General features: G+C 69.2%; 22 protein-coding genes and 1 pseudogene. 6 read left to right on the top strand and 17 right to left on the bottom strand.

What is annotated here, in order from left to right; translation table 11 throughout:
* Positions 1 to 396 precede the first annotated feature (396 nt).
* The 3 genes from ACIBLA_RS25905 (at position 397) to tpg (ending at position 2,561) form a co-directional block, all read left to right on the top strand.
* Entirely contained in the window at positions 397 to 1,293 is an 897-nt protein-coding gene (locus ACIBLA_RS25905; RefSeq protein ID WP_363246365.1) for a hypothetical protein, read from the top strand.
* A gap of 169 nt (positions 1,294 to 1,462) precedes the next feature.
* Positions 1,463 to 1,705: a hypothetical protein gene (locus ACIBLA_RS25900; RefSeq protein WP_363246366.1), complete on the top strand. Its 243-nt coding sequence runs from the start codon at positions 1,463 to 1,465 to the stop codon at positions 1,703 to 1,705.
* A gap of 298 nt (positions 1,706 to 2,003) precedes the next feature.
* A complete protein-coding gene (gene tpg / locus ACIBLA_RS25895) occupies positions 2,004 to 2,561 on the top strand; it encodes a telomere-protecting terminal protein Tpg (protein WP_363246367.1) in 558 nt (185 codons plus the stop codon).
* Positions 2,562 to 2,592: 31 nt separating this feature from the next.
* Here the strand turns inward: tpg and ACIBLA_RS25890 are convergent, their stop codons facing one another.
* The 12 genes and pseudogenes from ACIBLA_RS25890 to ACIBLA_RS25835 form a co-directional block, all read right to left on the bottom strand.
* A complete protein-coding gene (locus ACIBLA_RS25890; protein ID WP_399200041.1) occupies positions 2,593 to 3,648 on the bottom strand; it encodes a hypothetical protein in 1,056 nt (351 codons plus the stop codon).
* 70 nt (positions 3,649 to 3,718) lie between these two features.
* Entirely contained in the window at positions 3,719 to 4,462 is a 744-nt protein-coding gene (locus tag ACIBLA_RS25885) for an ATP-binding protein (RefSeq protein ID WP_363246369.1), read from the bottom strand.
* A pseudogene (locus ACIBLA_RS25880) lies at positions 4,462 to 6,080 on the bottom strand (Mu transposase C-terminal domain-containing protein). The gene ACIBLA_RS25885 and the pseudogene ACIBLA_RS25880 overlap by 1 nt, the downstream one beginning before the upstream one ends.
* Before the next feature lie 113 nt (positions 6,081 to 6,193).
* On the bottom strand, positions 6,194 to 7,372 hold the full coding sequence (locus ACIBLA_RS25875) for an AAA family ATPase (protein ID WP_399200040.1): 1,179 nt from the start codon (positions 7,370 to 7,372) through the stop codon (positions 6,194 to 6,196).
* Positions 7,373 to 7,610: 238 nt separating this feature from the next.
* Positions 7,611 to 7,922 carry a hypothetical protein gene (locus tag ACIBLA_RS25870; RefSeq protein WP_399200039.1) on the bottom strand — a complete coding sequence of 104 codons (312 nt, stop codon included), beginning with the start codon at positions 7,920 to 7,922 and terminating at the stop codon, positions 7,611 to 7,613.
* A 621-nt stretch (positions 7,923 to 8,543) separates the two neighbouring features.
* Positions 8,544 to 10,358 carry an ATP-binding cassette domain-containing protein gene (locus ACIBLA_RS25865; protein ID WP_399200038.1) on the bottom strand — a complete coding sequence of 605 codons (1,815 nt, stop codon included), beginning with the start codon at positions 10,356 to 10,358 and terminating at the stop codon, positions 8,544 to 8,546.
* Entirely contained in the window at positions 10,355 to 12,082 is a 1,728-nt protein-coding gene (locus ACIBLA_RS25860; RefSeq protein ID WP_399200037.1) for an ABC transporter ATP-binding protein, read from the bottom strand. The genes ACIBLA_RS25865 and ACIBLA_RS25860 overlap by 4 nt, the downstream gene beginning before the upstream one ends.
* 77 nt (positions 12,083 to 12,159) lie before the next feature.
* Entirely contained in the window at positions 12,160 to 13,209 is a 1,050-nt protein-coding gene (locus ACIBLA_RS25855; RefSeq protein WP_399200036.1) for an LLM class flavin-dependent oxidoreductase, read from the bottom strand.
* Between the two features lie 14 nt (positions 13,210 to 13,223).
* Positions 13,224 to 13,739, bottom strand: coding sequence for a lasso peptide biosynthesis B2 protein (locus ACIBLA_RS25850; protein ID WP_399200035.1), 516 nt, complete (start codon positions 13,737 to 13,739; stop codon positions 13,224 to 13,226).
* Positions 13,736 to 13,993, bottom strand: a complete 258-nt coding sequence (locus ACIBLA_RS25845) for a lasso peptide biosynthesis PqqD family chaperone (RefSeq protein ID WP_399200034.1) — start codon at positions 13,991 to 13,993, stop codon at positions 13,736 to 13,738. The genes ACIBLA_RS25850 and ACIBLA_RS25845 overlap by 4 nt, the downstream gene beginning before the upstream one ends.
* Positions 13,990 to 15,840, bottom strand: a complete 1,851-nt coding sequence (locus ACIBLA_RS25840) for an asparagine synthase-related protein (RefSeq protein WP_399200033.1) — start codon at positions 15,838 to 15,840, stop codon at positions 13,990 to 13,992. Before ACIBLA_RS25840 ends, ACIBLA_RS25845 begins: the two co-directional genes overlap by 4 nt.
* A 154-nt stretch (positions 15,841 to 15,994) precedes the next feature.
* Entirely contained in the window at positions 15,995 to 16,135 is a 141-nt protein-coding gene (locus ACIBLA_RS25835; RefSeq protein ID WP_399200032.1) for a keywimysin-related RiPP, read from the bottom strand.
* A 472-nt stretch (positions 16,136 to 16,607) separates the two neighbouring features.
* Here ACIBLA_RS25835 and ACIBLA_RS25830 point away from each other — a divergent pair, with 472 nt between their 5' ends.
* Positions 16,608 to 17,141, top strand: coding sequence for an AAA family ATPase (locus ACIBLA_RS25830; RefSeq protein WP_399200031.1), 534 nt, complete (start codon positions 16,608 to 16,610; stop codon positions 17,139 to 17,141).
* A 212-nt stretch (positions 17,142 to 17,353) separates the two neighbouring features.
* Here ACIBLA_RS25830 and ACIBLA_RS25825 read toward each other — a convergent pair whose 3' ends face one another.
* The 4 genes from ACIBLA_RS25825 to ACIBLA_RS25810 are packed head-to-tail and all read right to left on the bottom strand — an operon-like array spanning position 17,354 to position 19,175.
* Positions 17,354 to 17,641 (bottom strand): hypothetical protein, encoded by a 288-nt coding sequence (locus ACIBLA_RS25825; RefSeq protein WP_399200030.1) that lies wholly within the window; start codon positions 17,639 to 17,641, stop codon positions 17,354 to 17,356.
* A gap of 20 nt (positions 17,642 to 17,661) precedes the next feature.
* Positions 17,662 to 18,183: a polymorphic toxin type 44 domain-containing protein gene (locus ACIBLA_RS25820; RefSeq protein ID WP_399200028.1), complete on the bottom strand. Its 522-nt coding sequence runs from the start codon at positions 18,181 to 18,183 to the stop codon at positions 17,662 to 17,664.
* A gap of 4 nt (positions 18,184 to 18,187) precedes the next feature.
* Entirely contained in the window at positions 18,188 to 18,826 is a 639-nt protein-coding gene (locus ACIBLA_RS25815) for a hypothetical protein (RefSeq protein ID WP_399200027.1), read from the bottom strand.
* Positions 18,827 to 18,839: 13 nt separating this feature from the next.
* Positions 18,840 to 19,175 carry a hypothetical protein gene (locus ACIBLA_RS25810; RefSeq protein ID WP_399200026.1) on the bottom strand — a complete coding sequence of 112 codons (336 nt, stop codon included), beginning with the start codon at positions 19,173 to 19,175 and terminating at the stop codon, positions 18,840 to 18,842.
* 267 nt (positions 19,176 to 19,442) lie between these two features.
* Here ACIBLA_RS25810 and ACIBLA_RS25805 point away from each other — a divergent pair, with 267 nt between their 5' ends.
* On the top strand, positions 19,443 to 19,853 hold the full coding sequence (locus ACIBLA_RS25805; protein WP_399200025.1) for a hypothetical protein: 411 nt from the start codon (positions 19,443 to 19,445) through the stop codon (positions 19,851 to 19,853).
* Between the two features lie 278 nt (positions 19,854 to 20,131).
* A complete protein-coding gene (locus ACIBLA_RS25800; RefSeq protein ID WP_399200023.1) occupies positions 20,132 to 20,428 on the top strand; it encodes a hypothetical protein in 297 nt (98 codons plus the stop codon).
* A 12-nt stretch (positions 20,429 to 20,440) separates the two neighbouring features.
* Here the strand turns inward: ACIBLA_RS25800 and ACIBLA_RS25795 are convergent, their stop codons facing one another.
* Complete coding sequence (locus ACIBLA_RS25795) at positions 20,441 to 20,956, bottom strand: hypothetical protein (protein WP_399200022.1); 516 nt, start codon at positions 20,954 to 20,956, stop codon at positions 20,441 to 20,443.
* Positions 20,957 to 20,966: the final 10 nt, after the last annotated feature.

Raw genomic sequence — 20,966 nt, 5'->3', positions numbered from 1 at the left:
ACCCCGGGCCCATTCTTCAGACCCGGGGTCTCGTGCCGTCGGGTTCGGGACGGGCGCAGTTGTACGGACCGCGTAGGCCGTCGGCAGCCACGGGAAGAGACGTCACCACCGCGACCGGCTCGAACCGGACTCGCCGCCGTGTTCTCCCAGGTGCGCAGTCATGGCGTGAACTATCCAAGAGTCCGGCTCCAGAACATCAAAGATCACCATCTGAAGCGTTAAAGGTTCCAGGTGCCAAGTACGCGCCTGCCTGCGACTTCGGGCATCAATGATTTCCTATTGGGGTCATCTGGTATCCCATGTCTTCCGATAGCCCGGTCTGAACGGGAGGCGGCCAAGCGGCCGCACCGGAATTCGACACCCGCTTCGCACGACCGATCGGTGAACATGGACTCCGTGAACACCGAACTGACCGTGCTCAAGAGGGACATGGCCGTGAGCCAGGACGACACGATACGGATGCTGCTGGAGCAGTCCAAGCGCACCGGCCGTGCCGTCCTCATCCGGCGTGCCTTCGTCCAGGATGCCGATCCCGGCCTCCGCCTGGTCACGCGGCCCGGCCCGTTCTCCAAGATGCTGCGCAGTAACGAGCGGCTGGACCTTTTCCTCCTGATCCACTGCGTCACCGCGCGCGCCGACTGGGGCGTCGCTCACCGGTCCGAGACCTGGGGCCGCGCCGCGGGGATCTCCTTCGCTACCAACGGCACAGCGAGCGCCGCGGTCTCCCGGCACCTGCACAAGCTCAAGGAACTGAAGCTGATCAGCACCGAGCCGTACGGCCGGATGACGAAGATCACCAAGTTGCTCGAGGACGGCTCCGGCGACCCGTACACGCTGCCGTCGGGCGACAAGGAGGGCTCCCGCAAGAGCACTTACTTCAAGGTGCCGTTCGCGTACTGGGAGCAGCACTACTACCGGTCGCTCTCGATGCCGGCGAAGACGATGCTGCTCATCCTCATGAGCCAGCGCAGCCCGTCCTTTGCCCTGCGCAAGGCCAGGGAGTACGCACTCTGGTACGGGGTCTCCCCGTCAACAGTCGGGCGCGGCATCGAGGAGCTGAAGAAGGAGCGCCTGCTGTACGAGTTCCTCTCCGAGCAGCAGTTGGACGGCTTCTCCGTCCTCGGGCAGAGCACGCACGTCCGCTGGGCTCTCGCCGCGCCGTTCGACCTGAACGTCAACAAGACGGAGCGCGAGGCGGCGATGACCTCCTGGACTCCTGAGGGCGTCGCCCGCACCGCGCTACGGATCGGCTCCCGTATCCCCGTGCTCTCGGGGGCCGTGATTCCGAGATGAGCACCGCCGGGCCCGCTGCGGCGTCCCGGCCCCAAGACTCCCGGCCCGGCACATATGGGTCGGGCGCGGCGCAGGCCGCCGCCCCGCAAACGGGCGACGGCCCCCTGTTCCAGCAGGGAGCCGCCCAGTGAAGAAACCGACAGTCACTCTCCAAGGAGGCACCATCAGCATGTCCAACGAGACTAAGGGCACTGGCCAGCCGGCGTCGACCCGGCACCACCCGCGCAAGGACAAGCTGTGCCACATCTGGTCCGAGATCCGGACCCGTCTGCGGCAGCTGCTGGACGGCGGCTTCCGCTGTCGCCTGCGCGCCCTCGCCCGTACGGCGGGCTACGGCGTCCTCCGCGGCTCCGCCGGCGCCGTGGGCGCGAGCGGGACCGGGTGGATCATCTGGTGGATCCAGCAGCGCTGAGCTGGCACCCACTGATCCCGTCGTACACCGCTGCTGGCGACCCCGGTTTCAGCACCGGCGCCGGGGCCGTCAGCGGCACGGCGGCACCAAAAACCGGGCCGGAACCCACGCGGGAGCCCGGCGCGGCAACGACGCACACGCGCGGCTGCTGCTAGTCGTCGGCTCCAGCTCTCTCGTAGCCGACGTCCGCCAATCCTGTCCCGAAGATATTGGAACTGGCGGGCAGCGCCAAGCGGAGTGGGAGAACTGTCGCTGCGGGGAGCAGGCCTTGTCGGGTTGGCCGGTGGGAGTGGCGGACGTGGGACAGATCGAGCAGGGGCTGGAGCGTGCGTTGCGCACCCGTCCCGTTCCCTCGAGTACCGGGGCCCGCCTGCGGTTTCTGCTTATGGCGCACCGGGGTTCCACCCGGAGGGTAGCCGCCGTGCTGGGGGTGTCGCAGCGCACTGTGCAGCGGTGGGCTGCGAAGAAGCCGGGAGCGCGTCGTGCGCCGGGTCCGCTGCAGGTCCGGGCGATCGAGGAGGCGGTCCTGGCTCGGTGGCAGCCCCGGGTACGGGCACGCCTGCGTGCCCAGGCCGAGGCGGAGGGCTTCGTCTTCCATACCCGGGCGCGATTCGGTTTCGCCGCGCCGGCAGGGTCCTCGGACGATCCGCGGGTGCGGTGGATCACCCAGGACCTGCCGGGAGAGGTCGCCCGGGAGCTGTTCGCCGCTCGGGATGCCGGTGCTGGCGAGCAGCAGCAGACGGTGATCCTGGCCCGGGCGCTGGGGCACACCTACTTTCGCGAATGGGGCCGCCGCGCCCACGGTCTACACATCGCCTTCAGCGACATCGAGTTCGCCGGCTTCTCGATCGGCTGAGCCCGCCCCGTCGAGCGAACGCTCAGGGTGTTCAGCGTCGCGAGGGCCTGGCGTGCCTGGCCAGCGTCGCTTCGTATCTCTCGGCTTCCTGCCGCTCGCGCCAGTCCCACTCCACGCGGCCGACCGGGGCTTTGCGGCGGGCGGCGGGCGGCTGGGGCGGACGCAGTCTAGCCGTCTCTGCCACGCGCAGCAGGTGCGCACGGTCGCCTGGGGCGGCGAGCAGTTCCTGGTTTTCGCCGGATACGAGCCGGGTGAAGCAAGCCGCGGCCCGGAAGAAGATGCCAGCCCAGGGTGGTACGGGGTAGGCGGCGCAGCCATCGGTGTAGCGGGCGCGGTCGTGCAGGGCGAGCGTGGCCGCAGTGTCGTCGTAGTCGCGAGGGCGGGCGGTAGCGAGCTGCTGGAGGGAGGCACCGGTGAACAGCGCGGCGGCAACAGCCGCGGCCAGGCGAGGATGGGCGGTCGCCGCGTGCAGGCGGTGAGCGATTCGCTGGGCGGTGGACGCGGTGAGAGGCACGGGCGGTGGACGGTGCCGGAAGACGATCGGGGGCGGCGCGCATGGGTCAGTGCAGGGGCGGGGGCTGTCGTAGGAGACGAGGCGGTCCAGGGCGGGCAGGGTGAGCCACCGGCCGGCTGGCCCGGCGGGCTCGTCCGCAGGCGAGGTTTCGGCGATAGGCGTGCCGTAGTAGTGGCGGCGGGCTGCCTCGAAGTCGGCGGTGACGGAGTAGTCGGCCGGCCGCAGGGCCTGGTGCAGGGCGGCGGGAAGGTATGGGCGGTGACAGACCAAGGTCAGGTGGATCCCGGTGAGGGCCTGTAACTGCAGCAGGCGCATCGTGCGACGGGCGGTGAGGCGGTGGGCGCGCAGGACGGTCAACCGGGTGACAGGCAGGGCGGTCATCCAGGCGGCGGCGGCTTCCCAGGCGGGCTGGCGGCCGGCAGGAAAGCGGCCCGGGAGCAGGGGCGGTTTACCCAGGGCTGCGAGAAGGTCGTGGGCGAGGCCGGTTTCGCTGGTGGTGCCCGGGCCGGGGTGGAGGGTGATCCGGCCGGACGGCGGATGGTGGGCAGCCAGGACGGTATGCGTGTGGAGCATGTCGTCATCGCGGTCGATGACCACGGCGACGGGCAGCGATGGCGCGGCGAGCGGCAGGGCGGTGGGGTGGTCAGGCAAGGCGGCTGAAGGCCCAGCGCAGCAGCTCTTGGTCGACGCGGGGGCGGCCGGTGCGTGCCAGGGCGGTGCGGGTGTGGGCGGTCAGCTGGGCCCAGGCGCGGAAGTTGCCGTGTGCGGCGTGGCTGTCGGCGAAGGTGATGTCGTCAGGGTCGGCGTCGGCCCAGATCGGGTGGAACAGCGGGATCACCTCGAGGACCTCGTTGGAGGTGAGTCGGGTGAAGTGCTGCCAGATGAAGATGCGGGAGGAGAGCATCGGTTCACGGCGCAGCACGGTGTGGCAGCCCTCCCCGCCGACGAAGATGATGGCGAGCTGGGTGGTGGGTTCGTCCCACAGGTAGCGGAAGTATTCGAACGCCTCCCCGTTGAGCCACTGGGCCTCGTCGACGAGGAAGGTACGGGGGCGCTCAGCCAGGGCGGTCTTCAGCAGGCGGTCGAACTCGCTGGGGTGGCGCGGCGGTTCACCGGCCAGGTCGAGCGCGGTGAACAGCTCGTAGCGCACCGCGCGGGCGGTGGGACGGGCCCGGAAAGTGACCCGGCGGACGTCCTCGCCGGGTTCGAGTTCCCGCAGACAGGTGTTGACGGCAAGGGTCTTGCCGTGGCCGGCGCCGCCGTGGATACACATCATGGCCCGCGCGGCGACGGTATCGGTGATGTTCTCCCGGGCAGTGAGCAGAGCCCGGGTGGTGACCACGGACGCGTCGGGCAGGTCGACGTACTGGTAGGTGGCCGCAGTCATCAGGCGTCTCCGTCTTCGTCGGTGGTAGAAGGTGCGGCCTGCCGGCCCGGTCCGTCCGGGACTGCAGGGGCACAGTCACGGCCGGACGGGAGCGGGCGGGGCCGGCCCGGCGTGGTCAGCGCAGCCAGGGAAGCTGGGGTGCGCCAGTCGGCCGGGGGCGCGGCGGGCGGGATAAGGTCCGGCATCGCCAGATCCGACAGGGCGGTACCGGCGGCGGACTGGGCGAGTTCGGCCTCGGCCTGCGCACCGGTCAGTGCGCCGAGCCGCCGAGGAGGCTCGGCCTGGGTGGCGGCGGCGTAGCGCTCGCGCTGGGACGCCTCCAGGTCCTTCTTCAGACGGCGGGAGCGAGCGGCCCGCGCTCTTCGTACGGCGCTGACCTGTTCCTCGGTGGCCTGATCGGCCAGGTCCGCAGACCCCAAGTAACGGCCGGTGACCGCATGGTAGACCTCGATCCGGTGATCGTGGTGGGGCATGAAACGGACCCGGACCTGGATACCGGCCTGACCGGTCATCCACGGCCCCACGTAATCGCGTTTCCTGAAGCGGACACCGCGGGTGGTCAGCGTGCGAGTGCCGGCGTCCTCCAGGGTGAACGTCCACAGATCTGCCGCGGGCACGTCCCGCAGCGGGGTGGGATCGTCCTGCCACGCCTCAAGCGGAGTCTTGCCCCGCAAGGGCGCGGGGTGATGCTCGGTGTTCCACCACGAAGTCCAGGCCAGCAGCCGGACGGTGAAGTCCTCGAAACTGAGCAGCACTTCGTCCTTCGGACGGGAAGCCCGTTTGCCGGGACGCGGCTGGCGGGCGTAGCCGGGCAGCGCGGCCAGGAACATGCTCTCCACCGCCCGGTTGAGGCCCTCCACGGTGCCCTTGAGGTGAGGGGTGTAGGCGGGCAGGTCCTCCACGCTCACGTCCAGGAGGTCGAACGCGGCGGTCACCGTCCTGGACAGGAAGTCCTTGCCGCGGTCGACACGCACTTTCTCGGGCAGGCCGCCGAACGGGCCGTAGGGGTCATCGCGCAGGACCGCGGAGCGCAGCGCGGACAGCACCGACTCCCGCGAAGGATGCACCGGCGTGACGGCGACGCCGGTGATCGCGTTGGTGGCGCAGTCGGTGAACCACGTGATCCACGGCCTGCGCGCTGTGCCGTCGACATCGACCAGCACCGGGGCCTGCATGTGGTCGGTCTCCCAACCTGGTTGCGCCAGCCCCGCGGCCGGGCCAGGAACACATCGTGCTTGCGCGCCGCCCGCTCACCACCGGCGAGCCCGGCCCGCTCCCCCGGCGTCAGATCACGCTGGATCGCGCGGTGCAAGGTGGGCAGGGACGGCGGCGGAGCCGCGGGCTGGGACTGCCGGGCGGCCCGGGCTGTCAGTTCACGGTGGACCGCCGCAACGTTGCCCTTCCACAACGCGAGGAGGCGGCGTACCTCCGGGGTGACGGTGAACCGGTCCCTGCTCTGGGCCCGCGAGCCCGGAGCGGCGGTAGCGGTTTCATCACGCTCGGCCGCGGCAAGCCACCGCCACACCGTGCGCTCGGTCACCTCCAACGACTCGGCCATCAGTCGCACATGCCGGGTCGTCAGTTTTTCATCCTGCCGCAGGGCGAGCAGTCGGCGCACAGCAGGGCCACGCAGCGCCGCCAGGGAGGAAGAGGGCAAGCCCCCACGCACGTCCGGCCCATTCCCGTACTCACCGGAGCGGGCACCGTCCTCTCCCGTCCCGGCGGCGCCGGTCACAGCGGACCCATTAGGCGTGCACAGGACCGCTCCAGCATCCGGCGGTTCACCTCCACAGAACTTCGGCCGTAGGTCTCGGCGGTCAGATGCGAGGTGAGCTTCGCCCAGGTCCGGAAATTGCCGTGGCCCACATGCTCGTCCACCCACGCGACATCGTCCGGGGCCACGTCCTCCCACAGCGGGTGGAAGGAAGCCACCGCCCCCGCCACCTCACCCGGGCCAAGGCGCGGCACCAACTCCCACGTCAGCACCCGAGAGGCCAGCGCGGGCACCCGGCGCAGCGCCCGCTCGCTGCCCGCGCCCGCCAGAAGGAGCGCTGTGTCCGTGTCCGGGTGGTCCCACAGCCCGCGCAGGAACTCCAGCGCCGGTCCCGGAAGGCGCTGTGCCTCGTCCAGTACCAGCACGCGGGGCTGCCGTAGCGCGTTCACCAGCATCAGGTCGGCCTCCCCCGCCCCGCGCGGCAGACGCCTGCCCAGCTCGAGGGCGTCCGCGAGCACCCGGCGCAGTTCGGGGACCGTCGGGTGCACACCGACGTGGACCCGGCGGACCCTGGCCGGGTGCGGCAGCCGGGACAGGGCGTACTGCAACGCGACGGTCTTACCCTGCCCGGCGTCGCCGTACAAACACACCACGGCCCCGACCGCGGCCGCGTGCGCGACCGTCCGCAGCACCGACCGCACAGCAGGTGTGTGCACCACCTGGGCGCCCGGCACCAGGACCGGGACCTGCGCCAGGTGCTTCTGCTCCCGTAAGAACACCTGCCCGCCAGTGCCTTTATCGGCCACGACGTTCAGGCCCAGCTCGCTGAGTGGATCCGGCCTGCGCGGACCGGCCACCACGGGCTCCAGCCCGGTCAGCAAAGTCCGCCCGGCCCGGCGGTCTTTGCGGACCACCCGGTGCAACGTCGACGCCGACGGCACCCCGGCCCCTCCGCCGGTGGCGGCCAGCCGACGCCTCAGCTCGGCAACATTCCCTCCCACCTCACCCAGCAGCGCCCACACCTCGTCCGACACCGCGTACCCCCGCCGGGCTGAGGCGTCCACCTGCCCGGTCGCCTTGGCCTGCTCCAGCCAGCGCCACACCGTACGTTCCGAGACACCGGTCATGTCAGCGACCGCCCGCACATGCCGCGTCGACAACTCCCCCGCCTGCTGCCGCTCCAGCAGACGACGCACCACCAACCCCCTGGGGAGCCCTGCCCCACGGCCGGCTCCTACGTTTTGATCCACCCCACGATCACAACGTCCGAGCCCACCTCAGCGGATAAGAACTCTCGAACCTGAGACAGCATCACCCGCCATGAGATAAAGCCTCACGACAGCAACGCCCACCCATCAGCATCTCCCCTCGTGACAGCGACACCCTCGCCCACACACGACCACTGACCAGCCCCAACAACCCCGCTCAGAACGATCAGCACCGACTCTCACTACCACCGACACCAAACCAAGAGATCACAGACAGGTGCAGTTTCAACCGCCGTCTCAGCTCCGGATCCGCCTCGATGTCCTCCCGCAGCAGGTCCTGCGCCTCGGACTGCGCCGCCGTGTCCCCGTCGGCGTCGAGCCCTTCGAGCGCCGCGCGCCCCCGCTCCGTCCCTGCGAGACGGGCGCGCACCAACTCGGTGACTGCGGCACCAGCCCCCTCTCCGACAGCAGTCCCTGCCCCCGTAGCCGCCGCAGTGACGACCCCCACTGCCATAACCGCAAGTTCCGTCGCTTCCATGCTGCTTCCCCCGGTGACTGCATGCCTCAGAAATCCATCATGTGACATCCGAGCACGTGAGACCCCCTCTTCTCAGCCAATACTGGTGAGCTTGCCTGTTCAACTGTCGTCAGATCTCCCTGGGGTCCAGCCTGATGGCGACCGTAGGTGGTCCCCGGCGGCGTACCGATCACCAGGAACTTCCGTACCGGAAGCGTCTGCACGGGGCTGTCCATGCAGTAACACGTCCTGGTGCACCTGAGTTGGCGTCCGGAAATACTTGCAGCGCACCAGGTCAACCCGGCACCGCGTAGAGAAAATGCAGGTCATCTGCCTCCGGAAACTGTCCGGTTCTATTTGAAGCATCGCAGTTCAAAGGGCATGGACTCCACAGAGAGCACATCATCCCCTGCTGGACGTGACAGCCCCGAACATCTCGGTAAAAGACCGTCTGTTTTTCCGGTGAGCCCTTTCCGACCTCAGGTTGAAGCGTGGTGAAGGACGTCGACGGCCTTGACGATGTCGGTGATCCCGTGGCTCCGGGCAGCGCGGGCGAGGCCCGCAGCAGCCGCCCGAAGGGTTCGGTCAGGACCCTGCTGCCAGGTTGGAAGGAGCTCAGTTCGCGGCCGGCTCCGGCTCCCGTCACCACGCTGTCGTCCTCGCGGGAGAAGATGCGGCCGGGTGTGCCGGGCCGGTGCTCCAGAGTCCGGCCATGTCCGCGTAGGTCGGTGAGGTGCGGCACAGTTCGTCGTGGGTACCCGTGCGCAGGCGGTTGCCGTCCAGCAGGACCACACGGTCCGCGCGCAGCGCGGAGCTGATTCGGTGTGCGACGACGATCAGTGTACCCGGCCTGGCGGCGAGGGCGAGTTCGGCCTGGGCCTCCGCGACCGGGTCGAGGTGGCACGTGGCCTCGTCCAGGATCACCACGCGGGCTTCGGACAGATACACCCTGGTCAGGGTGATCAGCTGCCGCTCTCCCGCCGACAGCGAGTCCGGCCGCTCGATGAGCCCGGAGTAGCCGCCGTGGGCGCGTACGAGGTCGGCGAGGCCCATGCGTTCGACCGCCTCGTCCAGTTGGCGCCTGCCGGCGCCAGGTGCGAGATAGGTCAGGTTCCCCTCAACGGTGCCGGTGAACACGTAGCTCTCCTGCGGTACCAGGCAGACCGTGTTCCGCAGCCATCGTTGTCCGAGTGCGTGGAGCGCTGTCCCTCCGAGGGTCACCTCGCCGCACTCGGGCCGTTCGAGACCCGCGAGCACGTTTGTCAGGGTGGACTTGCCGATACCGCTCGGTCCGACGATCGCCAGGTGCTCCCCCTGACGGACGCGCAGATCGGCGCCGTCGAGCACGGGCTCGGAGTGCGGTCCGTAGCGGAACGTGGTGTCACGCAGGGCGAGTTCGTATCCCGGCGCTGTCACACCGGTGTCGGCGTGGCTTTCACTCGTCCTGCGGTGCCCGGCCAGACGTCCCAACACAGTGGTCAGCTCCAGTCCGGCGTTCCCGACGAGGTGCACCAGCGTGCGCAACGCGGGCTCCAGGACGGCGACCAGGTAGGTGGCGGCTCCGACGAGTTCTCCGGCGCTGATGAGCCCTTGGGAGATGAGCCACGGAGCGGTCAGCAGGAGGGCGAGCAGTGGCAGACGCGCGGCGAGGACGATGCATCCGATACGGGCCGCGCCGACGGTCGCCAGCGAGGCGGTGGCGCGTGCGCTGGCGGTGAACCGCGCGTCGGAGTCCGTCTGCGCGCGGTTGGTCGCTCCGCAGGCGACGATGTCGCGTATGCCCTCCGTGATCCGGGCGTTGTGTGCGGCCAGTTCCTCGTCGGCCGTGAGCGCCCCACGATATCTGCGCCGCCAGATCAGGGAGAGCCGGGCGATGCCGAGTCCGGCCCCGGCCATGATGCCCAGGACCAAGGGCGCGAGTACGGGAGCGAGGGTCAGGAGGCCGCCCAGGGCACCGACCGCACCGAGCCCGGCGGCGAGGGAGGCGAGCAGCACGTTGGGCAGCAGACGCCGGACGGTCTCGGTCTGGCCGATGACGCCCGCGACGACGCCCGCGTTCGGCCGGTCACCGTCGGCCACAGCGCGTGTCAGGCTCCCGCTCACCGTCACGCCGACGAGACGGTCGCGGAGCGCCTCGACGAAGACGGCCATGGGCGGGACAGCCTGTCGGCCGGCGAACGCGCCGACGACCATCGCCACTCCGTAGCAGGCGAGGAACAGTGTGCCGGTGGTCGGTTCGCCCGTCAGGAACCCCCTGTCCAGGGCGGCGGCCACGAGATGGCCGGACACCAGGGCGGGCAGGACCGATGCGAGTGACCAGGCCAGCATCGTCCACAGCGCACGACGGTGTTGAACGACCGTAGGACGCACGAGCGCCCAGCCTCCGCGAGCGTCCCCGTCGCTGTCCGCGTCCGCGCCCCTGCCCCGTACCGGTGCTGCCGTCGACTCCGGTGTCATGTCCTTGTTCCCTCATGCACGGTCGTCTTCCGCACGACGCCGTCGCCGGCCGCCCCGAAGACCGCTCGATAGTCGGCGTCCGCCAGCAGAAGCTCGTGCGTGGCCAGCGCCCGGACCCTGCCGTCCGCCAGCCAGGCCACGAGGTCGGCGCCCGCCGCGACGGACATACGGTGGGTCACGATCAGCCGGGTCGTGCCGCGTCGTACTCGCCGCAGGGCCCCGCTGATCTCTGCCTCCGTCGCCATGTCCACGCTTGAGGTCACGTCATCGAGGACCATGAGGCGCACCTGACGCCATGCCGTCCTCGCCAGCCCGAGGCGCTGCATCTCGCCGCCGGACAGCCGCAGTTCCCCCAGGGGTGTGTCGAGCCCGGCCGGCAGTCTCCCGACGAATCCGGCCGCGGCACATGCCTCCAGCGCCGCTTCGATCCGGCCTGCGGCACAGGTTCCGTCACCGTAGGAGAGTGCGTCGCGAAGGGTCTCGCCGAGCAGGACCGGACGTTCGAACGCGTAACAGACGGCCCGGTGACGATCCTCGGTCCCCAACTCCGCCAACGGCACCCCGTCGAGCGCGACGCTACCTGTATCGGGCGCCCGCAGCCCGCCCACGACTTCGGCGAGTGTGGACTTGCCGGACCCGGAGGCCCCCACGAGGGCGACTGTCAGGCCGCCCGGCAGCGTCAGGTCCACCCCGTCCAGCACCGCACGTCCGGCTCCGGCTACTCGTACGCCGCGGAGCGTGACCGTCCCGGGGCCCGTCGGCAGGGTTCGGTCGCCGCGCGGCGGCGGCGGAGTGTCGAGAAGCTCCGCGACCCGCGCGGCCGACCCGCGGGCGTGGGCGACTCTCGCGAGCAGGGCGGTCTGGCCGAGGAGTCCGAGAGCGTGGAAGAGATATGCCTGGGCCGCGAGCAGTTCGCCGGGCGTGAGACGTCCCGCCAGTACGCCGTGGCCGGCCACGGCCAGAACCGCGATCTGGAGAACCGGATTCACCAGCCCGCCGCGCCACGCGGCCTTCCGCTGCACCTCCCAGTACTCGTGTCCCCTGGCGGACAGCTCGCCGAGCGGTGTGAGGACGCGGGCGATCTCCCGATCGACCGTGCCGTTCGCCCTGATCGTGCGTGTCGCCTTCAACGCGTCGATGAGCAGGCTCGCGAGCGCGCTGTGCGCCCTTTCGTACTCACTTGTCAGTGAACCGACCCGGCGCATGAGCCAGCCGGTGAGCCACCACATCAGGGGTGCGCCCCCGAGCGCGACGGCACCGAGCCACGGGTCGATGAGGACGAGAGCGACCAGACCGCCGACCGACGTGATCGATCCCCCCACGAGCGCGACGAGGCTGGAGGTGACACCGGCCGCGCCCGTACAGGACTCCAGCGTCCTGCCGAGGACGTCGCCGCTGTCGAACCGGACACGTCCCGGAGCGCCGAGCGCGAGCATGTGCCCGGTGATCCGGCGGCGCAGGCTCAGGGAGGCGTACGCCTTGGTGGTGATCTCCAGGTACTCCCCGGCCACTTCGCACGCGGTGGCCAGGGCGAGCACCAGGCAGACCAGCGTCAGCGCGTGCGCGGCGGGGCGGGCCCCGATGGCCGCGTCCAGCGCGCTCGCGAGCGCGGCGGGCAGAGCCAGGGTGGCGACAGGCCCGCAGACCCCGACGATCAGGCCGGCTTTGCCGTGCCGACCGGCTGCCGAGACCGAGTCCAGCAGAATCCGATCCTTCGAGAGCACGGCTGTCTCCTCAGAGTGTCACGGGGAGTCCGACCAGTTCTGTTCGATCGGGCTCGATCGCTTCCTGTCGGATCCGATCAGAGTGAGACAGCCCTCGCGATCAGCTCCTCTCGGGCGGCCAACTCCCTTCGTACGCGCGGGAACACGTCCCGCGCGAGCCGTGCGACGTTGGCCAGTACCGCATCGGTCTCTCCCACCGTCTCCACCTGGCACAGGACCCGGCGGCACCCCGACGTCGTGATGTCACGTACCAGGTTGTCCGAACACACCGTGGGGGTGCCGACCGGATGAGTGCCGAGCAGCCGCTCGGCGATCGCCGAGGTCAACCGCTCAGGGTCGGGCACCTGGGACTGGAGGGCGACGAACCCGCGGGCCCGGCCGCGCATCAGCTCGCCGGCGAGCCGGGGTTCGTCGGTGACATGCGCGAAGACGGAGGAGGCGTGCTCGTACGGGCCCCCCGGGTGGCCAGCCTCGGCGGCGAGTACGGCGTGTTCGGCGACCATCTCGGCCTTGGCCTGCGGGTCCTTGTCGAAGTAGAGCAGCATCGGCAGGCCGCGTTCCGCCGCGAGGCGTACGGTTGACGAGGAACCGGCCGCTACGTAGACCGGCGGCCCACCGGCCATACGGGGCCGGGGCGTTGTCGTCACCGGCGGAAAGCTGTGGAGGCCGGAGCTTGCGGACACCTCGCCCCGGAAGGCGCGCAGCGTCAGATCGAGCGCCTGTGCCAGGCCGGTCCGCCAGTGATCGTGCCCGCCGCCGATGACGTCGTATGCGACGCCCGACTGTCCCCGGCCCGCTCCCAGGACGAACCGCCCGCCGGAGAGCTGGTCCAGCAGTGCGGCCTGCTCGGCCACATGGACCGGGGAGTGCAGGGGCAGCAGGGTAACGGCGGTGCCGACACGTATCCGTGCGGTCACGCCGAGCAGATACGCCGCCATCGCCAGCGCCGAGGGCGAGACGGTGTTCTTGAGGAAATGGTGCTCGGTGACCCAGACTTCGTCGAATCCCGCGGCTTCGGCGGCCTGCGCGATTCCGACCGTACGGGCCAGCACCTCGCCGTCGTCCTGACCGTGGAAGCGGTGTGCTTCCAGCAGTACGCCGAAGCGGACCTCCTCGCCGGCAGTCATCCGCGACTCCTCTCTCAGGTGCATGGCGGGGTGATGTCGTTCTTCGGGTCGGGATCGGCATCGGGATCGCGGACGAGCCGGCGGGTGGGCGTACGCGTCGTCGCCGTACTCACCGGGTGGCGGGGCAGGACGGTTATGGTCTTGCGGTAGAGGCTCATGTCGTCCGCCTCGTCCACGGCCACGCCGTCGACCTCTACCCAGGCGTGTGCGCGGAAGGGGTCGACACGGACCCCGGTACACCACTGGGGCCACGTACCGCCCGCGCGGCAGAGCAGGGCGACCGCCACCGAACGCTCCAGGCAGCGTTGCCCGGCGCACCGTGTACTCGACGCGACCACCGCCTGCCGTGCCGAGAGCGTCCCCGCGGCGGTGGCGGGCCGTGCTCCGCGGCTGAGAAATTCCAGAGCCGTGCGGAGCCGCATCGGTGACAGCGGCACCAGCGCGCGTGCCACGCCCACGGCCAGTTTCGCGACCGCCTTACGGCGCAGCGGCACCCGTGTGGTCCGCTCCAATGTCACGGGCATGCTCATGCTGTCACCAGTTTCGCGTCACGCAGCGCCGTCAGCAGGGTGTGTACGTCGCCGATGGCCTGTTCGGAGCCGATCGGGTATCGCCCGCACAGCTCCGAAGCGATCTCGTCCGGCGAACTGCCGTGCAGCGTCAGGCGCAGCACGGTCGCGCCGGTGCCGTTCAACTGCCAGTAGCGTCCGTTACGTTCGTCGAGCAGCACCAAGGCGTCGCCCACGTCGGTGGTGGTGACGTGGGCGGCGAGCGCGACAGTCATCGGATACCTCCCTGGCGGGCCAGTCCCGCCGACTTCGACCGCCGGTGCTCGACCGAGCGGAGCCAGACCTCACAGGACAGCGTGCTCAGCAGCAGCGCGATGTTGTAGGAGTACGGGTGCGGGCCCACGAGCGCCGAGCGGAAGACCCGCGCGTCGACCAGGCCCATGCGGGCGAGCCGCATGTCGTCGGTGAGCGTGAGCAGTTCGGGTTTGTGCCGTCGGAGTCCGGCGTAGACGTCCTCGCTGTGTTCGCCCTTGGTCTGCCGGCCGAGGACGTGCTGGGGCACGGCGCCCCGCATGGCGTCGCTGAGTACCGGCTTGTAGCGGCGGGGGTCGCAGTGGTCCTCCAACTTGACGGAGATGGCCGCCTCCAGCACCCGCGTGTCCAGGAAGGGGGCGTGCCAGGTGGTCCCGAATCGCCGGGCCAGCCGGTCCGACAGACGTACGGCGTCGGCGCACTGGTGCACGCCCTGGAGGAACTGGTGCTGGGCACGTGAGGGTGATAGGGGTCGGGGCGCCGTCTTCGCCGCCTCCCGGTAGGAGCGGCGCACTGTGTCCACCGCGTCGGAGGTGGTCCACGGGGCGAGAACTGGCGGTACCGACCAGCCCATCGACGGCACGGCCGAGGACCGTTCGGGTTCGGTCACGGATTCGGCGGCCTTGTCGAGCCAGCGGGCGTAGGAACCGCGGTCCGCCAGCTCTTTGAGGGTGCCGCCGAGCGGCCACCGGTAGAGGGCGCGCTGTGCGCCCAGGCGGCGCAGGTGCTTGAACGGCCGCCGGCGGACCAGTGTGTGGTAATAGCTGGGCAGCGGCACGAAAAGTTCGTCGCCGCCGTGTCCGGTCAGATGCCGGTCGGCTCCCCAGGCGGATGTCGCACGTGCCAGGTGTTCGTGCTGTGCGCGTGCCCGGAGCCACGCGAACGGCGCTTCGGCGTCAGGTTCCGGCTCGGTGAGACCGGCGAAGTTCAGCGGTGCCCGCTCGTGGGACAGGACGCGATGCTCGACGCCGGGAAGTCCGGCCGCCGCGTCCGCAGCCCACCGCCCGTCGTCGTTGCTCGGGTCCCGAACGGTGAAGCGTGTTGTCATCAGACGGGCCGAACTCTCCGACGCCAGATGGCAGATGGTGGTCGAGTCCATGCCACCGGTGAGATCCGCGCTCACCTTCGTGCGGGAGTCGGTGCGGGCGCGGACGGCCTCGGTGAGGGCCGACCGGATGGCGTCGACGGCTTCGTCCGCGGGTGTCTCCGACGGCGGGGGAGTCCACCAGCGGGTGGGGCGCGCGTCGCCGCGGGTGGTCAGTTCGAGATAACTGTCGGTGGCGAGCCGGCGCACTCCGCTCCATAGACCGCGTTCGTACAGTGGCCATGGTGGCAGCGGTGAGAGCAGATGGTGTGCCACCACGTCCTCGTCGACGCCCGCGCCCGTGAGCCGGGTGAGCCCGTGCGGGCTGTCAGCGGCGACAGACGCCGTGCCGACCCCGCTGTAGAAGATCTGGTGAGTGCCCGAGACGCTCCCCTGGACCCGTACCCGGCCGCCGAAGCTCGCGGCCAGATGGAAGGCTCCCGGCACCGTGCGGGCGGTTGTGTCGAGGGCTCGCAGGTCGTACGAGCCGGCGACGGCGCGGGTGAACTCCGCGGCGTCGACATGGGTGAGCCCCAGCAGCGCGACGTGACGGTCACCCACCGTGGCGGTGACCAGTTCGTCGGAATGCCAGCGGCCGACGATCCAGGGCCGTCCGGAGGAATGGGCGAGGACCTCGACGCCGTGGTGCTCGCGCGACAGCGCGTCGTACAACAACGCGCCGATCGACGCGCCGGCGGAATTGTCGGGAAGTACGGTGAATTCCATGGCTGCCTCCGTCGGCGCGTGTGCCCGCCGCGCCGCGTGGATTCCGATCGATGACAACCGCCGCTCGCGACTGTGCCGGCGTGTGACGTCACGCCGGCACAGTCAACGATCTCCGGACAAGCCGCTTCAGCGGGCGGTCGGAAGGTGCCTGAGGTCAGGAACCGTCAGGGTTGCACGCCGCAAAGCAGCGCCAGTCCCACTCGAAGCCGCGACCGGTCGGGCCGAGCGTGACCTCGGCGAAGTCACCGGCGGGCACGAGAGCGGGAGCCTCGTACGTAGTCGTCTCCTCGTTCATGGGAAACAACCTCCTTTATTTCTCTCGGACTTCGAATAACCCCCGAGATTCTCCGCCCCGGGTGGTGTGGTTCGAAATTACGAGGTGGCTCGCGGAAAAGCACGTCACGCGAACGCGTGACAGAGCGGGTGGTCTCGCACTCACGTTCGCATCAACTGGGCCCGGCGGAAACAGTCGTTCGCCGGGCGCACAGCCCGACTACACACCAGCTGATGATCGGTGCGAAACGGCGGGCGGAGCAGGAGCGGTCGCCCGTTCGGTGCGGGTCGGTGGAGAGCAGCAAGCGGCGCCCGCAATCGCGCCACGTCCGCATCGCCCCGGCTCAGGCAAGCTCCCGCGGCGTCGCCCAGTCCGGTCCGCCACCGCCACTCCAGCTGTAGATCGTGATCTTGCTGGTGGGGTGGGGCTGCGGCCATAGGCATAGAGCGATATCGGATCGCGTGACGTGGTCGCGAGCTGGCAAGCTGCCGTCATGGATCACGCGGAGGTACTGCTCATCGGAGGGCGTGCCGGTGTCGGCAAGACGACGGTGGCCTGGGAGGTTTCGGCACAGCTGCGGGCCGTGGCGGTTTCTCACGCAGTCATCGAGGGTGACTTCATGGGGCAGGTGCATCCGGCCCCGGACGGGGATCCGCACCGCTCGGAGATCACCGAGAGCAATCTGACTGCCGTATGGGGGAACTTCGCCCAGCGCGGTTACCGCCGCCTGATCTATACGAACACCCTGAGTGTGGTGCCCGAAACGACGGGCATGTTCGAGCGTGCCATGGGGGCAGGCGTGCGGATCGTACGGGTTCTGCTCACCGCATCCGACACCACCGCCGGCGAGCGGTTGGCGGGCCGGGAGCTCGGCTCGGAACTGGAGCAGGAGCTGAAGGCGAGCGCCCGCAAGGCACGGCTCTTGGACGAGCGGGTAGCTGCTGACACCGTGCGGGTGGTGACGGACGGGCGGCCCGTCGTGGACATCGCCCGTGAGGTGGTGGCCGCTACCGGCTGGGGCGGTTAGCACTCCGGCGGCACCTGGGCAGCACGACTCAGGACGTGAATGCCAGGACATGGGCCGGCTCCCCAGCCTACTGGCCCGGAGCCGTGGTCGCGACGACGCGGGCGTCGGGCGAGGGCCTTGTCCGACTTGCCGCTGACGCGCTGGAGGTGGGACAGACGCTCGACTCACTTCCGTCCATTGAGGGGGACTCATGGCCCGACGAACCTCGGTAGTCAGCAGCGGTAGCCGTTGGGAACGTGGAGAAGGGCGACGAAGATCCAGACCATGACCGCGGCGCCGATCGTGCCACCAAGGAAGGCAACCGCGAGGCTCCAACGTCCTACGTAGCCGATGAGCACACCCCACCACGCCGCCGAGATGATCGCGAGCAGAGCCCCGTAGAAAATCAGGGCAAGGCCGTTGGCCGCGCCGTTCACTCCGACGTCGCATGCCCGCCAGGCAGCCGCGAGAAGCACAGACCCGAGCACGCCCGTGGCCAGGCCGCCTACGGGGGCGGCCACGCAGCCCCACTGCCCGCGCGTCACTTCCGGGTCCTGACCTGCGGGACGTTCTCGCCGTTGCGCTGCGCTTGCTCCATCTGGTCCATCGCGTCGTTGATTCCTTGCCGGAGCTGTTCCTCGGTCAGGTCGTCTCCGTACTTCTCGTAGAGGTCGACCCCAACCCGCATCGTGATCTGATCGCCTTGGTCGTCGTCTCCCGTGAGTACAGTTTCTCCGAGGGAGGCGCCCTGGATCAGGGTGTCTGTGTCGAAGCCGGCGGCCCGACCCACGTATCCGTAGTGAACGTTGGAGTAGATGTCGTAGAAGACTTCGCGGTTCGTTCCGGGCTGCTTGAAGTAGTAGTCGTCGATGGTCTGGAGGTCGTACCGCTGCTGGAGTTGGGGCTTGTGGTCCCAGTCCTGGCCCGGGGCCACCTTCGCGCCCCACATCACCATCGCCGTGTTGATGTCGGATCCATAATTCCGCCCGAACTCATACCATTCAGGCTCATCAAGCAGGGTCTTTATATTGCCGACGGTGTCCGACTTCGCGTTCCGCTTCATCTCCTCAAAGATCCACTTCTCCGCGTCGGTGAACTTCTGCTCGCTGCGCGCCTGCCCTGTCGGGGGGGATGACGGGCGTAGCGGTGGCGTTGAAGCCTCCGATCGTGCCGTCGATCAGGTTTCCGTCCACAACCACGGCTTCGAGCGCTTGTTTGACGGCCTTGTCGAACTCGTCCATGGCGCGCACCGCCGCAGCGATATGCGAGGTCCAGGACTCCTCCACACCCTTCAGGTCCGGGTCGTGTCGCAGGGCCTGTTCCTGAGCAGTCTCCTGGATCCGTGTGAAGTCGAAGGCTGCGCGTCCTGCTGCCGAGACCGCCATGCCTGCGGCCACTGCGTCGTCCCGGGCCGATTGGACCTTCTTCTTCAGGTCCGCGAAACTGGCGTGCGCGTTTGTCAGAATCTTGGCGACCGACTTTGCCTCGGTTTGCGCGGACTTGTACTCGCGTCGGGTCGTCGCGAACTCCGCGTACGCCGCCTCCAAGCTGAGCCCATGCCAGTTCTGCCCCAGCGTGATCTTCTGGACGGTCTCCCCGTAACGCTTTTCCACCTTCGCGAGGTCGGCGGCCATGGTTTCCCATTTCTCGGCAGCCGTCGTCAGAACGCTGAGATCGGTCGTCATGATTTCCTGGTAGGTCAACACGGGCCGACCCCCCCTACAGCTCGTCAAGATTGGATCTGACACGTCGGAGTTCGTCGCCCGTGCCGACATCGATCTGGAAGAACACGCCTGAGGCGCTGCGTAGAGAGACCTTTTCCGCGCTGAGTCGTCCCATCAACACCCTCACCTGCTGGTCCCAGGTCTCCACTACTTTCTTCAGGCCGGAGGCAGTCTCCCAGCCGTCAAGCGTCCTGGCCGCGGTGTTCGTGCTCTCCTTCGCCCCATCCGAGACCCTCTTGGTGTCCGGCTCTAACTCAGTCTCGATGTCGTTCGCCGCCGCCTTCTTCTCCTCCGGTGACGAACCGAATAGATCCCCGCCACCCGGAGCCAACGGGCCGACCGGTGTACCGCGTGCGCTCAGACATGCGACGCCCGCACACCTAAGGGTGCGACGTCATGTGGGCGCAGCACTGTGAGCCGGGATTCGGTTCACCTTTTCGTCCGCTTTTTTTTACTACCTGTCACCCTGCTGTCTCGCGCGGACTCATCCGGGTGATCACTCCAGGGAAGCCCTCTCACGCTGTGCTCGTGATCGTTTAGCTGAGGGCGACAAACCCCTCATCGGGGTACCCCACTGTTGAAGGAGTCCACGATCGCGATGAGCAGGAAATCGAAGGTTCTCGCAGGTGTCAGCGCCAGCATTGCTCTGGCGGCCGCCGCGGCAGGGATCGCTTTCGCCGCTGCTCCCGGAGCCCCGGCCAGTGCCCCGCACGCGCAGGCCGCCGCCTGGGTAAACAGCGACGGGACCGTCCGTTACAGCCAGGGCATCGCCCAGGTGACCCACCCCTCAACCGGCCGCTACTGCGTCACGCTCAGCGACGTCAAGGACATCAACGCCGTGATCCCAGTGGCCACCCTCGTCCACGCCGCCAACGGATCCAGCATCACCCTCACCCGCAACGCCCCACCGCAGAACCTATGCAACGGCACGCCCGACACCATCCTGGTCAACACCCACGACAAGGACGGCGCCTTCCAGAACTACTCGTTCGACTTCGTCACGCCATGACCCGGCCCCACACGCTGACCAGGCTTCTCGCGTAACTGCTGAACCACCGGCGCTCCCGCCAGCTGGTCCTCATCTCCGCCGGCGGGAGCGCCACACTCGGCTGGCCGCCGCCTCCTGGGGGCGGCGTGCGGCGTCGCGGCCGACATGATCGAGCAGCCCTGCCCCGTGGAGGCTGCTACGTTCGGCGAACCGCGAATATCGCTCTCTGTAATTGATTGGATACTCAGAGGTGTTCGAAAGGGTGGTGTCCGCCATCCCCGGCTCACAGGAGGAATTGCATGCGACGTGCCACAACCGTGCCGGGCGGTCTGGTCATGGCCGGCACACTGGCTCTGGGCCTGTCCGGATCTGCCTGGGCCGCTCACGGCTGGCTGAGCATCAGCGGGAAGTCGTACCACCAGCCCCCTGAGGGCTGCTACACGGGCGTGTACGTGCCCCTGTCGGTGAACAACCAGACCGACACGGCCGTCCACGTCTACTCCGGCTTCGATTGCCAGGGCGACTACCTCGGCACGGTCGAGCCCGGCTCCCACGGCTTCTTCGAATGGGGCGGAAGCGTCTACGTGCCCCAGTAAGAGCCTAGCTACTTACAGGTTCTGGGTGAGGGTCTCGCCCCACCCGAGCGGCACGCACGCCTGGTAGAGGTTGCCGGCCGCCGCGTTCTGCGCTGCGATGCGCAACATCAGGGTGAGGCTGTTCAGCGTCTCGCCTTCCGCGCCGGTTTCCTCGAGGCGGTCGGCGAAAGCGCGGTGCGCCTGGTCCAGGGCTTCGGACCAGCCGCCGGCGCACGTCGCGGGGTCCACGCCGGTGACCGGGGTGAACCACAGGGCGGCGTGCGACTGGAGGACCTGCTCAGTGGTCCGGTAGTCCAGTGCGGTCCCGCAGGACAGCCCCAGCGGGCCTTCGGTATCGGCGGCAATGCCGGCCCAGTCCGGAAGGCTTTGGGAGTGCTCGGGGCACAGGAACAGCAGCCAGTCCGGCGCACCGCCGCTCTCTCCGGCCGGGCCTTGCCGGAGCACGGTCGCCGTGCTCTCGCAGGGCAGGGGCTGGCGCATGACGGTGAGCTCCCGGTTGGCGCTGAGCTGGGCGACGCTGGTCGGCACGCGGGCTCCT

Origin of the sequence: Streptomyces sp. NPDC050433 (genome assembly GCF_044458565.1) — a bacterium.
Taxonomy (GTDB): Bacteria; Actinomycetota; Actinomycetes; order Streptomycetales; family Streptomycetaceae; genus Streptomyces.
The sequence above is the reverse complement of the archived record's forward strand: the minus strand, read 5'-3'. Positions and strand labels throughout refer to the sequence as shown.